We start from the raw sequence: 13,082 nt of genomic DNA on the forward strand, positions 1-13,082 counted from the left end.
ACGGAGCACCACCATGTCTGTGCACATCGATTCCGGCCTCTGCATCGGTTCCGGCCAGTGCGCGCTTACCGCGCCCGGCGTCTTCACCACGGACGACGACGGTTTCGGCACCGTCATCCCCGGCAAGGACGGCGCGGACGACCCCATGGTCAACGAGGCGGTACGCGCCTGTCCGGTGCAGGCGATCTCCGTGGCGGAAGGGTAGGCGCCGGGTCGCGTCCCAGCCGGCCCCGCGCCCCGCACGGGGCGCTAGCCCAGCCGGGCCGCCTTGAGGGTCATATGGAGCAGCAGCCGGTCCTCGCCGTTGTCCAGATCGAGACCGGTGAGCTGTTCCACCCGGGACAGGCGGTAGTAGAGGGTCTGCCGGTGAATGCCCAGGGCCGCCGCCGCCCGGCCCGCCTGGCCCGCACAGTCGAGGTAGACCTCGGCGGTGCGGGCCAGTTCGGTGTGGGCCGGGGCCAGCAGCGGCCGTACCACCGGGTCGGCGGCCCGCTCGGCGGCCAGTGAGGTCAGCACCCGGTACGGGCCGATGGCCGACCACTCGGCCACCGGGCCCAGCTGCCGCTCCGCGCCCGCCGCCCGGGCGGCGGCCAGCGCCTCGGCCCAGGCCTGGGGCAGTTCCGCCAGACCCCGCCGGGGGCCGCCGATCCCGGCCGCCGCCAGCCCCGGCCCGGCCGTGGCCCGGGGCGAGTGCAGCAGCCGGTCGGCCGCCGCCCGGGCCGCCGCCGGCGCCCCCAGGGCACGCAGCCGCACCAGGGCGGCCAGCGCCGCCCCGCCGCCGGGCAGACAGTCCGGCACCGCGCACAGCGCGGCCACCCCGGAGCGGGCCGCCAGCGCGGCCGGCCCCTCCGTGCCCTGCTGCTCCTCGGAGTCCTCCAGCTGCCAGGGCGCCACCGCGACCAGCGCCAGCGGCCCCTCGGCCGCGCTGCCGAGCGCCTCGCGCAACGCGTCGCGCGCCGTCTCGCGCGCCGCGGGGCGCGCGGTCAGCAGGTCGCGCAGCAGCTCGCCCAGTTCCGCGCCGGCCCGGGCCTCCGCCGCCAGCAGGGCGCCGATCCGGGCGGCCGTCTCCATGGCCTGGGTCACCCGGGGATCGGTATCCGGCGGCCCCAGCTCCAGTCCCGCCAGCTGCTCGTCGTCCAGCAGCCAGACATAGCCGTACACCACGCCCCGGTGCCGCACCGGCAGACAGATCCGGCCCTTGAACACCCCGGCCGCCGGATCCGGCGGAATGCGCAGCGGGGCATGGGCGCGGGCGATGCCGAAGGCCTCGAACCAGGCCCGGACCGCCGCCGTGGACCGCCGCTGGAGGATCGACCGGGTGCGCACCGGATCCATCGTCAGCTCCAGGTCGTCCTCGCCCCCGTGCGCCCCGAAGGCGATCAGCCCGAAGTCCCGGTCCTCCAGCGTGGCGGGGGCGCCGAGCGTCGCCGAGATCTCGTCCACGAGCTGCTGGTACTCACCTCGCATACGCGCTCATCTCCCTTCCGCCATCCCGCGCGGACCATTGTCATACAGATGTCTGAGATCCCGGCCACGGATGCGTGACAGCTGTCGATGGCTGGAAGGAGGGACGAATCCTAGGTTTCACGATGAGTTACGTATGCCGTCTCCCCGCGGAGCGGCCGTCATCGTGGAGGTGCCCAGTGCTGGGTCCCGTGCTGCTCGCCGCTTCGCGCAGCGATGCCATCCGCCGTATCGTTTCGGCCGCGCCGGTCACCCGGCCGGTGGTGGACCGGTTCGTCGCCGGCGAAGTCCTGGACGAGTCCATGGCCGCCGTGCGCTCGCTCAATGAGCGCGGCCTGGAGGTCACCCTGGACCACCTCGGCGAGGACATCACCGATGCCGCCGAGGCGCTGCGCACCCGCGATGCCTACCTCAAGCTGGCCGAGGCGCTGAAGGGCGAGGGCCTGGGCGAGCGCGCCGAGATGTCGGTGAAGCTCTCCGCCTTCGGCCAGGCGCTGCCCGGCGGGCACGACCTGGCGCTGGCCAATGTCACCCCGGTCGTGGAGGCCGCCGCCGAGGCCGGCACCACGGTGACCCTGGACATGGAGGACCACACCACGGTGGACTCCACGCTGGCCATCCTGGCCGAGCTGCGCAAGCGCTTCCCGCAGACCGGCGCGGTGCTGCAGTCCTATCTGTTCCGCACCGAGGACGACTGCCGCGCGCTGGCCACCGAGGGCTCCCGGGTGCGGCTGGTCAAGGGCGCCTACAAGGAGCCGGCCTCGGTCGCCTACCAGGACAAGCGCGAGGTCGATCTGGCCTATGTCCGCTGCCTGAAGATCCTGATGGCCGGCGAGGGGTACCCGATGATCGGCTCCCATGACCCGCGGATGGTGGCCATCGCACAGGAGCTCGGCCGCCGCCACGGGCGCAAACTGGATGAGTACGAGTTCCAGATGCTGTACGGCATCCGCGAGGCCGAGCAGCAGCGGCTCGTCGCCGAGGGTCACCGCATGCGGGTGTACATCCCGTACGGCACCGACTGGTACGGCTACTTCATGCGGCGGCTGGCGGAGCGCCCGGCCAACCTGGCGTTCTTCCTGCGGTCCCTCGTGACGCGCGGCTGACAACGACCCGATTCCCGATAAAGGAGGACATGGCAATGGATGCCGTGACCCAGGTCCCCGTGCCGGTCAACGAGCCGGTGCACACCTACGCCCCCGGTTCCCCGGAGCGTGCCCGCCTTGAGGCCAAGCTCAAGGAGCTGGCCGGCAACCCCATCGAGCTGCCGATGACCATCGACGGCGTCAAGCGGATGGGCGGCGGCGAGGAGTTCCAGGTCGTGCAGCCGCACAACCACCGCGCCGTGCTGGGCACCTACCGCAACGCCACCAAGAAGGACGCCCAGGACGCCATCGACGCCGCCCTGGCCGCCGCCCCGGCCTGGCGGGCGATGTCCTTCGACGACCGCGCCGCGATCATCCTGCGCGCCGCCGAGCTGCTGGCCGGCCCCTGGCGCGAGACCATGGCCGCCTCCACCATGCTGGGCCAGTCCAAGACCGCCCAGCAGGCCGAGATCGACACCCCCTGTGAGCTGGTCGACTTCTGGCGGTTCAATGTCCACTTCGCCCGCCAGATCCTGGCCGAGCAGCCGGTGGCCAACTCCGCCGGGGTGTGGAACCGCAGCGACCACCGCCCGCTGGAGGGCTTCGTCTACGCGATCACGCCCTTCAACTTCACCGCCATCGCGGGCAACCTGCCCACTGCCCCGGCCCTGATGGGCAATGTGGTGGTCTGGAAGCCGTCCCCGACCCAGACCCACTCCGCGGTGCTGCTGATGCAGCTGCTGGAGGAGGCCGGACTGCCCAAGGGCGTCATCAACCTGGTGACCGGTGACGGCCTCGAGGTCTCCGAAGTGGCCCTGAACCACCCGGAGCTGGCGGGCATCCACTTCACCGGCTCGACCAAGACCTTCCAGTACCTGTGGAAGACGGTCGGCAACAACATCGAGAAGTACCGCTCCTACCCGCGCCTGGTCGGCGAGACCGGCGGCAAGGACTTTGTGGTGGCGCACCCCAGCGCCGACCCGGCGGTGCTCAAGACCGCGCTGACCCGTGGCTCCTTCGAGTTCCAGGGCCAGAAGTGCTCGGCCTCCTCCCGTGCCTACATCCCCCGTTCCATCTGGGAGAACGGCTTCAAGGAGGAGTTCTGCGCCGAGGTTGACGGCATCACCATGGGCGATGTCACCGACCTGTCCAACTTCATCGGTGCGGTGATCGACGAGCGGGCCTTCGCCAAGAACAAGGCGGCCATCGACCGCGCCAAGGCGGACCCGTCCTGCGAGATCATCGCCGGCGGCACCTATGACGACTCGGTGGGCTACTTCGTCCGTCCCACCGTCATCGAGTGCACCGACCCGGCCAACGAGGTGTTCACCACCGAGTACTTCGGGCCGATCCTGGCCGTCCATGTCTACGAGGACGCCGACTTCGACGCCATGCTGGCCCAGATGGAGTCGGTCTCGGCCTATGCGCTGACCGGTTCCATCATCGCCAGGGACCGGGCGGCGGCCGCCGACGCCATGGCCAAGCTGCGGTTCGCCGCGGGCAACTTCTACATCAACGACAAGTCGACCGGCGCCGTGGTCGGCCAGCAGCCCTTCGGCGGCGGCCGCTCCTCCGGCACCAATGACAAGGCCGGTGCCGCGTCCAACCTGATGCGCTGGATCTCCACCCGCTCCATCAAGGAGACGCTGGTCCCGCCGACCGACTACCGCTACCCGCACATGGGCTGATCACCGGCCCCAGTGAGCCCCGCCCCCGACCGGTTCCCCAGCCGGCCGGGGGCGGCGTCGTTCCGGCACCGTCCCGGAGAGGCCGTCTCAGATAGTAGGAAGTCCCACTAAAAAGAGAGACAGGGGCGGGCGGCTGGCTTAGCGTGGAAGCAGCCGAACCTCCCGCTCCATCGAGCGCCGGCGGTCGCGGCCGGGCGCATCGGCGCAGGTGATCCCTGCGGCGCCCGGGCCCCCGCCCCTTTCTTCCGGCTGTTTCTCCACCCTTCTCCACCTCGCACCGATCCCTTGACGGAGCCCAGCAAGAGGAGACGACTCATGGCCGAGACCGCCGTCCGCAGGACCCGCCGTGCCGCCCGCCACACCGACCGCGCCCAGCGCCAGGCCGACCGGGTGAACGCCGCCGACGCGCTCCAGCGCGCGCTGGACCGCCGCGACAACGGCGGCGCCACCGGCCACTGACCGACTACCGCCCGGGGCGCATCACCTCACAGCGCTAGCCCTTCGAGGCTCCGCTCCGCGTCACCTCACAGCGCTAGCCCTTCGAGGCTCCGCTCCGCGTCACCTCGAAGTGATCGATCCGCTCCCCGCTCTCCGCCAGCGCCGTCACCCGCAGCCGCGGGTGGCGGCCCGGCTCGGCCTCCACGGCCAGGAACGAGTAGCCGGTGTAGCGCACCCGGGACCACTCCACCTTCTCGGTGCTCTTCTCACCGCTCTTGGTCCAGTGGTAGGTGCTGACGCTCTCCACATCCCTGACGTGGCCCTCATAGCTGTCCGGCGCCGGGAAGTCGTAGAGCGATTTGCCCGCGCCGCCGGCGGTGACATAGACGATGCCGTCCCTGGAGGAGTCCAGGGAGGCGCCGATGGGCACCTTGCGGCTGACCCGGCGGCCCTTGATGGCGTCGGTGCGCTCATAGACGTGGTTGTGGCCGTTGATGACCAGGTCCACCTTGTGCTTCTCGAACAGCGGCACCCACAGGTCCTGCACCCCGCCGTCGGAGGCATGGCCATTGGTGGTGGAGAAGGCGCAGTGGTGGAAGAAGACCACAATGAAGTCGATCTCCTTGCGGGAACGCAGCTCACGCAGTCGCCGGTCCAGCCAGGCGGTCTGCCTGCCATGGCTGTAGCCGGTGTTGGCGGTGATCTCGTAGGAGACGTCATTGGCGTCCAGTGAGACCACGGCGACATTGCCATAGGTGAAGGAATAGACGCCCGGCGAGTGCTTGGCGTCGAAGCCGTTGTCCGGCAGCGTCCAGCGGGCCAGCTGGCCGCCGTAGCCGTCGGGGGAGTACCAGGCCTCCATATCGTGGTTGCCGGTGGCGATCATCCAGGGCACCGACTTGGCCACCGACTCGGTCTGAGCCAGGAAGTTGTCCCACTTGCGGGCGTCATAGGCGTCGTCCGGCTTGCCCGCGCCATCGTCGTCGGCGTAGCAGATGTCACCCGCGTGCAGATGGAAGGCCGGGTTCTGGCCCAGGATCAACTGGTCGTTGGCCAGGGCGTGGTAGCTGACGCCCTGGTCGCCGAAGGCGGTGAAGGTGAACTTCTCGGCCTTGGCGGGCGCCGTGCGGAAAGTGCCTATGGTGCCGAAGTGGCGCGGGTCGGCGGGGTCGAAGCCGGCGTGGCCCACGCCGTAGTAATAGGTCTGCCCGGGGCGGAGGTTGTCCAGCGCGGCGTGCAGGTAGTACTGCTCCACGCTGGGCAGCTTCTTGGTGAGCGCGGGGGTGTGCAGATGCCGTACCTCGGCGTCGATACGGTGGCTGAGGTCCCAGGGCTTCAACCCCACCCGGACATAGGGCTTTTTGACCGCGAAGGGCACCTGCCAGGAAATGCGCATCTGGCTCCTGGGGTCGGCGCCGAAGGCCAGATGCCGGCCGAACGGTGCCACCAGGGAGCCGTCCACTCTGCTGGTGGCCGCGGCGCCGATCAAGGTGGGGGAAAGCGGCTGTGCCCAGGCGCCGTTGCCGGCCAGCAGGCCGGAGCCGGCCGCCGCGGTGGCGGTGACGGCACCGGCCCGCAGCATGCCGCGCCGGGTGAACTTGGCACGCAGGTACTCGTGTTGCTCGGCCATCGTCATCCGGGCGGCGAGCCGGTCGGGGATGCCCACTCGTGGTGTGTCCATGCCGCGAAACGTGCCAGGAAACGGCGACCGGGTCACGTACTTCAGTTGAACGGAGGCTGACCGAATGACGACCTGTCCGAATGATGGACAGAGCGTGTCATTCAGCGGGACGGGAGAGTACGGTCCGGTTATGTCTCGCAGCATTCGCCTCGCAGTGATCCCCGGTGACGGCATCGGCCCCGAAGTCGTGGCCCAGGGACTCAAGGTCCTGACCGCGGTCCTCCCTCCGGACGTCAAGCTGGAGACCCGGGAGTACGACCTGGGCGCCCGGCGCTGGCACGCCACCGGCGAGACCCTGCCGGACGCCGAGCTGGAGTCCCTGCGGCAGTACGACGCCATCCTGCTGGGCGCCGTGGGCGACCCCTCGGTGCCCTCCGGGGTGCTGGAGCGGGGGCTGCTGCTCAAGCTGCGCTTCGCCTTCGACCACTACGTCAACCTGCGCCCGTCCCGGCTCTACCCCGGCACAGCCTCGCCGCTGGCCGGCCGGCCGGAGATCGACTTCGTGGTGGTCCGGGAGGGCACCGAGGGCCCGTACACCGGCAACGGCGGCTCCCTGCGCACCGGGACCCCGGCCGAGGTGGCCACCGAGGTGAGCGTCAACACCGCCCACGGTGTGGAGCGGGTGGTCCGCGACGCCTACACCCGGGCCCAGGCCCGGCCCCGCAAGAAGCTCACCCTGGTACACAAGAACAACGTCCTGGTCTACGCCGGGCAGCTGTGGAAGAGCGTCTTCGACCGGGTGGGCCGGGAGTTCCCCGAGGTCACCACCGACTATCTGCATGTGGACGCGGCCACCATCTTCCTGGTCAGCCAGCCCGAGCGGTTCGATGTGATCGTCACCGACAACCTCTTCGGTGACATCCTCACCGATCTGGCCGCCGCGGTCTCCGGGGGCATCGGCATCGCCGCCTCCGGCAATATCAACCCCGAGGGCGCCTTCCCGTCCATGTTCGAGCCGGTGCACGGCTCGGCGCCGGACATCGCGGGCACCGGCCGGGCCGACCCCACGGCCACGGTGCTCTCGGTGGCGCTGCTCCTGCGCCACCTGGGGCTGACGGCCGAGGCGGAGCGGATCGAGGCGGCGGTGGCGGCCGACCTGGCCGGACGCGGCACTACCGTACGCGGCACCGAGCAGATCGGGGACGCCCTGGCCGCGGCCGCCGCCCGCTGAGCGCCCGCACAAGTGTTTCCCAAGCGGTATCCCGGGAGCGATAATCGAACGCGGGGCCGCCGACGAGGCACGCCCGAAGTCTCCGGGAGTCTCCAGGGAACGCAAGTGAGCGGTCCGCCGCCACACCGAAGCCGTAAGGACACGCATCCATGACGACGCCGCTCACCATCGAGCTCAAGCCCACCTCGCAGCCGCTGCCGGAGGCGGCCCGCCGGGAGGTCCTCGCCGACCCCGGCTTCGGCCGGCACTTCACCGACCACATGGTCACCATCAAGTGGACCGCGGGCCGGGGCTGGCATGACGCGGAGCTGGTGCCCTACGCCCCGTTGTCCCTGGACCCGGCGAACATGACCCTGCACTACGGGCAGGCGATCTTCGAAGGGCTCAAGGCGTACCGCCAGCCCGACGGCTCGGTGGCCACCTTCCGCCCGGAGGAGAACGCCAGGCGTTTCCAGGACTCCGCCCGCCGCCTGGCCATGCCGGAGCTGCCCGTGGAGACCTTCCTCGCGGCCTGTGACGCGCTGGTCAGGCAGGACGAGGCCTGGGTGCCGGAATCCGGTGAAGCCTCCCTCTATCTGCGCCCGTTTATGATCGCCACCGAGGTGGGGCTGGGCGTGCGGCCGTCCAGCGAGTACCTCTTCGTGGTGATCGCCTCCCCGGCCGGGGCCTATTTCCCCGGCGGCGTCAAGCCGGTCTCGGTGTGGCTCTCCGAGGAGTACGTCCGGGCCGCTCCGGGTGGCACCGGCGCCGCCAAGTGCGCCGGAAACTACGCCGGTTCGCTGGTCGCCCAGGCCCAGGCCATGGAGCACGGCTGCGACCAGGTGGTCTGGCTGGACGCCGTGGAGCGCCGCTGGATCGAGGAAATGGGCGGTATGAACCTGTACTTCGTGTACAAAGACCACTCCGTGAACGGGAACCGCATCGTCACCCCCGAGCTCACCGGAACCCTGCTGCCCGGCATCACCCGCGCCTCGCTGCTGCGGATCGCCGCCGACCTGGGCTATGAGGTTTCCGAGGGCCGGATCTCGGTGGAGGACTGGAAGAACGCGGCCGCCGACGGCTCGCTGACCGAGGTCTTCGCCTGCGGAACCGCCGCCGTGATCACACCGGTTGGCGCGGTGAAGTCCGCCCGGGGCGGCTGGACCGTCGCCGACGGAGAGCCGGGCGAGGTCACCATGAAGCTGCGCAGGGCGCTGCTGGAGATCCAGACCGGGGCCGCGGAGGACGTCCACGGCTGGATGCACCGGCTGGGCCGCTAGCCGCGTCCCCAGGGGGCGCACCGACCGCAACGCACGCAAGTACGCGTGATCGTTGTGGCTCGGCCCCTTGCCGTGCGGGTCGCCGTCCACGACGGTGATCCGCATGGACGCGCACTGGAAGAAGATCTGGATCGGCTCGGCCGGCAATATGGTCGAGTGGTTCGACTGGTTCGTCTACGCGGTCTTCGCGAGCTACTTCGCCAACTCCTTCTTCCCCAAGGGGAATGACACCGCCAATCTGATGAACACCGCCGGCATCTTCGCTGTCGGCTTCTTTATGCGCCCGGTGGGCGGCTGGCTGCTGGGGCGGGTCGGGGACCGGCGGGGCCGCAAGGCGGCGCTCACGCTGACCGTCAGCCTGATGTCCACCTCGGCGGTGCTGATCGCCCTCGCCCCCACCTATGCGGTGGCCGGCTACGGCGGGGTGGCGGTGCTGCTGGTGGCCCGGCTGCTGCAGGGGCTGTCGGTGGGCGGGGAGTACGCGGCCAGCGCCACCTATCTCACCGAGGCCTCCGCCCCGGGCCGGCGCGGTTTCGCCTCCAGCTTCCAGTATGTCTCCATGACCGCCGGGCAGATCCTGGGCCTGGGGCTGCAGATCCTCTTCCAGCACACAATGACCAAGTCCCAGCTGACCGACTGGGGTTGGCGGATCCCCTTTGTGGTGGGCGCGGCCGGCGCGGCCGTCATCTTCTATCTGCGGCGCAGCATGCTGGAGACCGAGGCGTACCAGGAGAGCGGCGCCGCGGCGGACGAACGGGGCACCATCCGGGCCCTGTTGCGGCACAAGCGCGAGGCGCTGCTGGTGGTGGCCCTGACCATGGGTGGCACCGTGGCGTACTACACCTACACCACCTATCTCACCAAGTACCTGTCCAACAGCGCCGGGATGGCCAAGCCGACCGCCAGCCTGGTGAGCTTCTGCGCCCTGGTGGTCTTCGCGGCGCTGCAGCCGTTGGCAGGCGCGCTCTCGGACCGGATCGGCCGCCGCCCGCTGCTGATCACCTTTGCGGTGGGCGCCACCTTCCTCACCGTGCCGATCATGACGCTGCTGAAGCACGCGGGCGGTTTCTGGCCGGCCCTGGGGCTGTCCCTGCTGGGGCTGGTGATCGTCACCGGCTACACCTCGATCAACGCCTGTGTGAAGGCCGAGCTGTTCCCCACCGGGATCCGGGCGCTGGGCGTCGCCCTGCCCTACGCCCTGGCCACCGCGCTGTTCGGCGGGACGGCCGAGTATGTGGCGCTGTGGTTCAAGAAGGGCGGCATGGAGTCCGGTTACTACTGGTATGTGGCGGGTTGTGCGGCGGTCTCCCTGGTGGTCTACCTCACCATGCGCGAGACCCGGGACATCGACCTCAAGCGGGTGGGGCGGGACGAGACGGAGCCGGCCCGGCCGGACGCGGTGCCCGCATCGTGAGACGGTCCGCCGCCGGGGCGGCCCCTCGTGGCAGCATGCCCCTTATGCTCCCGCTGGCCATGATTACCGGCAGCAGGCGCGCCGGTCCGCAGTGACCGCCCCGTACCACCCGTAACGGCGCGGCCACCGTGTCCCACGACCCGCGCGCAGACCTCTCGCACCCGCGAGAGGTCTTCTTGTTTCCCGGCCCACCAGGCGGGGAGACACCAGCGCGCGGGGTCACCGGAGGACGGTGGAACCGGTTATTCCGGTAGACCGAGATCCCGACAGGAGTCACAGCAGATGACCCAGGCACCGCAGGGGCCCGACGACGCGTTCCATGTTTTCGACACCACCTTGCGTGACGGCGCCCAGCGTGAGGGGATCAACCTCACCGTCGCCGACAAACTGACCATCGCCCGGCACCTGGACGACTTCGGCGTGGGCTATATCGAGGGCGGCTGGCCCGGGGCCAACCCCAGGGACACCGAGTTCTTCCAACGGGCCGCCAGGGAGATCGACTTCCGCCATGCCCGGCTGGTGGCCTTCGGCGCCACCCGCCGGGCCGGGGTACGGGCCGAGGACGATCCCCAGGTGGCCGCGCTGCTCGCCTCCGGAGCGCCGGTGATCACCCTGGTCGCCAAGTCCCATGACCGGCATGTGGAACTGGCGCTGCGCACCACGCTGGAGGAGAACCTGGCCATGGTGCGCGACACCGTGGCCCATCTCAGGGCGCATGGGCGCCGGGTGTTCGTGGACTGTGAGCACTTCTTCGACGGCTACCGGGCCAACCCCGGCTATGCCGCGCAGGTGGTGCGCACCGCGGCCGGCGCGGGCGCCGAGGTGGTGGTGCTCTGCGACACCAACGGCGGCATGCTGCCGGCCCAAGTGGGCGCCGTGGTACGGACGGTGCTCGCCGACACCGGCGCCCGGCTGGGCATCCACGCCCAGGACGACACCGGCTGCGCGGTGGCCAACACCCTGGCCGCGGTGGACGCCGGGGCCACCCATGTGCAGTGCACCGCCAACGGCTACGGCGAACGGGTCGGCAACGCCAACCTCTTCCCGGTGGTCGCCGCGCTGGAACTGAAGTACGGCCGACGGGTGCTGCCGGAAGGCAAGTTGACGGAGATGACCCGTATCTCGCACGCCATCGCCGAGGTCGTCAACCTCACGCCCGCCACCCACCAGCCCTATGTGGGGCTCTCGGCCTTCGCCCACAAGGCCGGGCTGCASGCCTCCCGCGATCAAGGTGGACCCGGACCTGTACCAGCACATCGACCCCGAACTGGTGGGCAACACCATGCGGATGCTGGTCTCCGACATGGCCGGCCGGGCCTCGGTGGAGCTCAAGGGCAAGGAACTGGGCATCGAGCTGGGCGGCGACCGGGAGCTGATCGGCCGGGTGGTGGAGCGCGTCAAGGAACGGGAGGCACGTGGCTACACCTATGAGGCGGCCGATGCCTCCTTCGAGCTGCTGCTGCGCGAGGAGGTGGCCGGACGGGCGCTGCGCTACTACCGGGTGGAGTCCTGGCGGGCGATCGTGGAGGACCGCCCGGATGGCACCCATGCCAATGAGGCCACCGTCAAGCTCTGGGCCAAGGGGGAGCGGATCGTGGCCACCGCGGAGGGCAACGGTCCGGTCAACGCCCTGGACCGGGCGCTGCGTTCGGCCCTGGAGCGGATCTACCCCCAGCTGGCCGCGCTGCGGCTGACCGACTACAAGGTCCGCATCCTGGAGGGCTCGCGGGGCACCGGCTCCATCACCCGGGTGCTGGTCTCCACCGGGGACGAGCAGGGGGAGTGGTCCACGGTGGGGGTCGCCGAGAATGTGATCGCCGCGTCCTGGCAGGCGCTGGACGACGCCTATGCGTATGGGCTGTGGCGGGCGGGGGKCGRGCCGCTGGAGTGAACCGGGGCGCGTTTCCGGGCGCCCGGGGGGCGGGGTGTGGGTGTCCGGTCGCGCCCACCCGGCGGAGCCGCAGGGCGAACGGAGCCCGTGCCCTGGCGGGGTGCCCCTTACCCCAGCCGCCGGGACAGGCCGCTCTCCAGCAGGTCGAAGGCGGTGTCGGCTTCCCGGTGGGCCTCGCGCAGCATCTCCGCGGGGTCCTGGCCCGTGGACAGCCGCCGCCAGTTGTCCCGGGCCAGCAGGTGCTGCACCGAGACGATCTGCGCGGCTGCCAGGCGGGCCGTCAGATCATCGGCGCCGGCGGTCTGCTGGATGGCCTCGGCCAGGGCGCGCTCGTCCACCGCGGCATAGGCGGTCAGCCGGGCCGCCAGGCTGGGGGTGCCGTAGAGCAGGTCCCGGTAGGCCATCACCTGGGGGATGTCGCACAGCCCGGTGACCGGCTCCCGGGCGTCGAGCCCGGTGTGGAAGTGGGTGCGCAGGGCGGCCAGTGGCGAGGGGCCGGGCCGTTCGCGCACCACCCGGGCCGCCTCGCCCTGGTGGTCGGCGATGCGGTGCAGGGCGAGGTCCTCCTTGCTGGGAAGTAGCGGAACAGCSYCGGCTTGGACACCYCCGCCGCGGCCGCCACATCCGCCACCGACACCCGGTCGAAGCCGTGCTCCAGGAAGAGCGCGATGGCGGTCTCCGACAGCGTCTGCCGGGTGCGCCGCTTCTTGCGCTCACGCAGTCCCTCGGTCATGGCACGGAGCCTACCAGCCGCACCATTACTCGGATACTTTCGTTACCGAGTTGCGTTTCTGTCTCGGTATCGCTTTTATGGGCCCATGACTTCCCCCACCGTCCTCATCGTGGGCGCCGGACCCACCGGCCTCACCCTCGCCTGCACGCTCGCCCGGGCCGGAGTGTCCGTGCGCATCATCGACAAGTCGCCCTCGTTCCACCGGACTTCCCGCGCCAAGGGCCCCAACCAGCGCAGCCGCGAGATCCTCGCCGACCT

General features: G+C 70.6%; 10 protein-coding genes and 2 pseudogenes. 9 read left to right on the forward strand and 3 right to left on the reverse strand.

Features of this window, described 5'->3' with window-relative positions; all coding sequences use genetic code 11:
- Positions 1-13 precede the first annotated feature (13 nt).
- The gene (locus CV755_RS30315) at positions 14-205 is read left to right on the forward strand and encodes a ferredoxin (RefSeq protein WP_109283434.1); all 192 of its coding nucleotides are present in this window, start codon (positions 14-16) and stop codon (positions 203-205) included.
- A 44-nt stretch (positions 206-249) separates the two neighbouring features.
- Here the strand turns inward: CV755_RS30315 and CV755_RS30320 are convergent, their stop codons facing one another.
- A complete protein-coding gene (locus tag CV755_RS30320) occupies positions 250-1,467 on the reverse strand; it encodes a PucR family transcriptional regulator (RefSeq protein ID WP_109283435.1) in 1,218 nt (405 codons plus the stop codon).
- A 176-nt stretch (positions 1,468-1,643) separates the two neighbouring features.
- Between CV755_RS30320 and CV755_RS30325 the strand changes: the two genes are divergently transcribed.
- The 3 genes from CV755_RS30325 (at position 1,644) to CV755_RS35250 (ending at position 4,696) form a co-directional block, all read left to right on the forward strand.
- Complete coding sequence (locus CV755_RS30325; protein ID WP_109283436.1) at positions 1,644-2,570, forward strand: proline dehydrogenase family protein; 927 nt, start codon at positions 1,644-1,646, stop codon at positions 2,568-2,570.
- Positions 2,571-2,605: 35 nt separating this feature from the next.
- Positions 2,606-4,237: an L-glutamate gamma-semialdehyde dehydrogenase gene (gene pruA, locus CV755_RS30330; RefSeq protein WP_109283437.1), complete on the forward strand. Its 1,632-nt coding sequence runs from the start codon at positions 2,606-2,608 to the stop codon at positions 4,235-4,237.
- A 315-nt stretch (positions 4,238-4,552) separates the two neighbouring features.
- The gene (locus tag CV755_RS35250; protein WP_164503326.1) at positions 4,553-4,696 is read left to right on the forward strand and encodes a hypothetical protein; all 144 of its coding nucleotides are present in this window, start codon (positions 4,553-4,555) and stop codon (positions 4,694-4,696) included.
- A 73-nt stretch (positions 4,697-4,769) separates the two neighbouring features.
- Here CV755_RS35250 and CV755_RS30335 read toward each other — a convergent pair whose 3' ends face one another.
- A complete protein-coding gene (locus CV755_RS30335) occupies positions 4,770-6,356 on the reverse strand; it encodes a purple acid phosphatase family protein (protein ID WP_109283438.1) in 1,587 nt (528 codons plus the stop codon).
- 130 nt (positions 6,357-6,486) lie between these two features.
- Between CV755_RS30335 and CV755_RS30340 the strand changes: the two genes are divergently transcribed.
- The 4 genes and pseudogenes from CV755_RS30340 (at position 6,487) to cimA (ending at position 12,091) form a co-directional block, all read left to right on the forward strand.
- Positions 6,487-7,527 carry a 3-isopropylmalate dehydrogenase gene (locus CV755_RS30340; protein ID WP_109283439.1) on the forward strand — a complete coding sequence of 347 codons (1,041 nt, stop codon included), beginning with the start codon at positions 6,487-6,489 and terminating at the stop codon, positions 7,525-7,527.
- 149 nt (positions 7,528-7,676) lie between these two features.
- A complete protein-coding gene (locus tag CV755_RS30345; protein ID WP_109283440.1) occupies positions 7,677-8,786 on the forward strand; it encodes a branched-chain amino acid aminotransferase in 1,110 nt (369 codons plus the stop codon).
- 103 nt (positions 8,787-8,889) lie between these two features.
- Positions 8,890-10,200: an MFS transporter gene (locus CV755_RS30350; RefSeq protein ID WP_109283441.1), complete on the forward strand. Its 1,311-nt coding sequence runs from the start codon at positions 8,890-8,892 to the stop codon at positions 10,198-10,200.
- A gap of 282 nt (positions 10,201-10,482) precedes the next feature.
- Positions 10,483-12,091 (forward strand): annotated as a pseudogene (cimA, locus tag CV755_RS30355) (citramalate synthase).
- A gap of 107 nt (positions 12,092-12,198) precedes the next feature.
- Here cimA and CV755_RS30360 read toward each other — a convergent pair.
- Positions 12,199-12,824: pseudogene (locus CV755_RS30360) on the reverse strand (TetR/AcrR family transcriptional regulator).
- A gap of 85 nt (positions 12,825-12,909) precedes the next feature.
- On the opposite strand from CV755_RS30360, the gene CV755_RS30365 reads away from it, so the two are divergent.
- Positions 12,910-13,082 (forward strand): FAD-dependent oxidoreductase (locus tag CV755_RS30365; RefSeq protein WP_153068771.1); only part of this gene is annotated, 173 nt, incomplete at its 3' end.

Source organism: Streptomyces orinoci (assembly GCF_003121295.1).
GTDB classification, from domain to species: Bacteria; Actinomycetota; Actinomycetes; order Streptomycetales; family Streptomycetaceae; genus Streptomyces; species Streptomyces orinoci.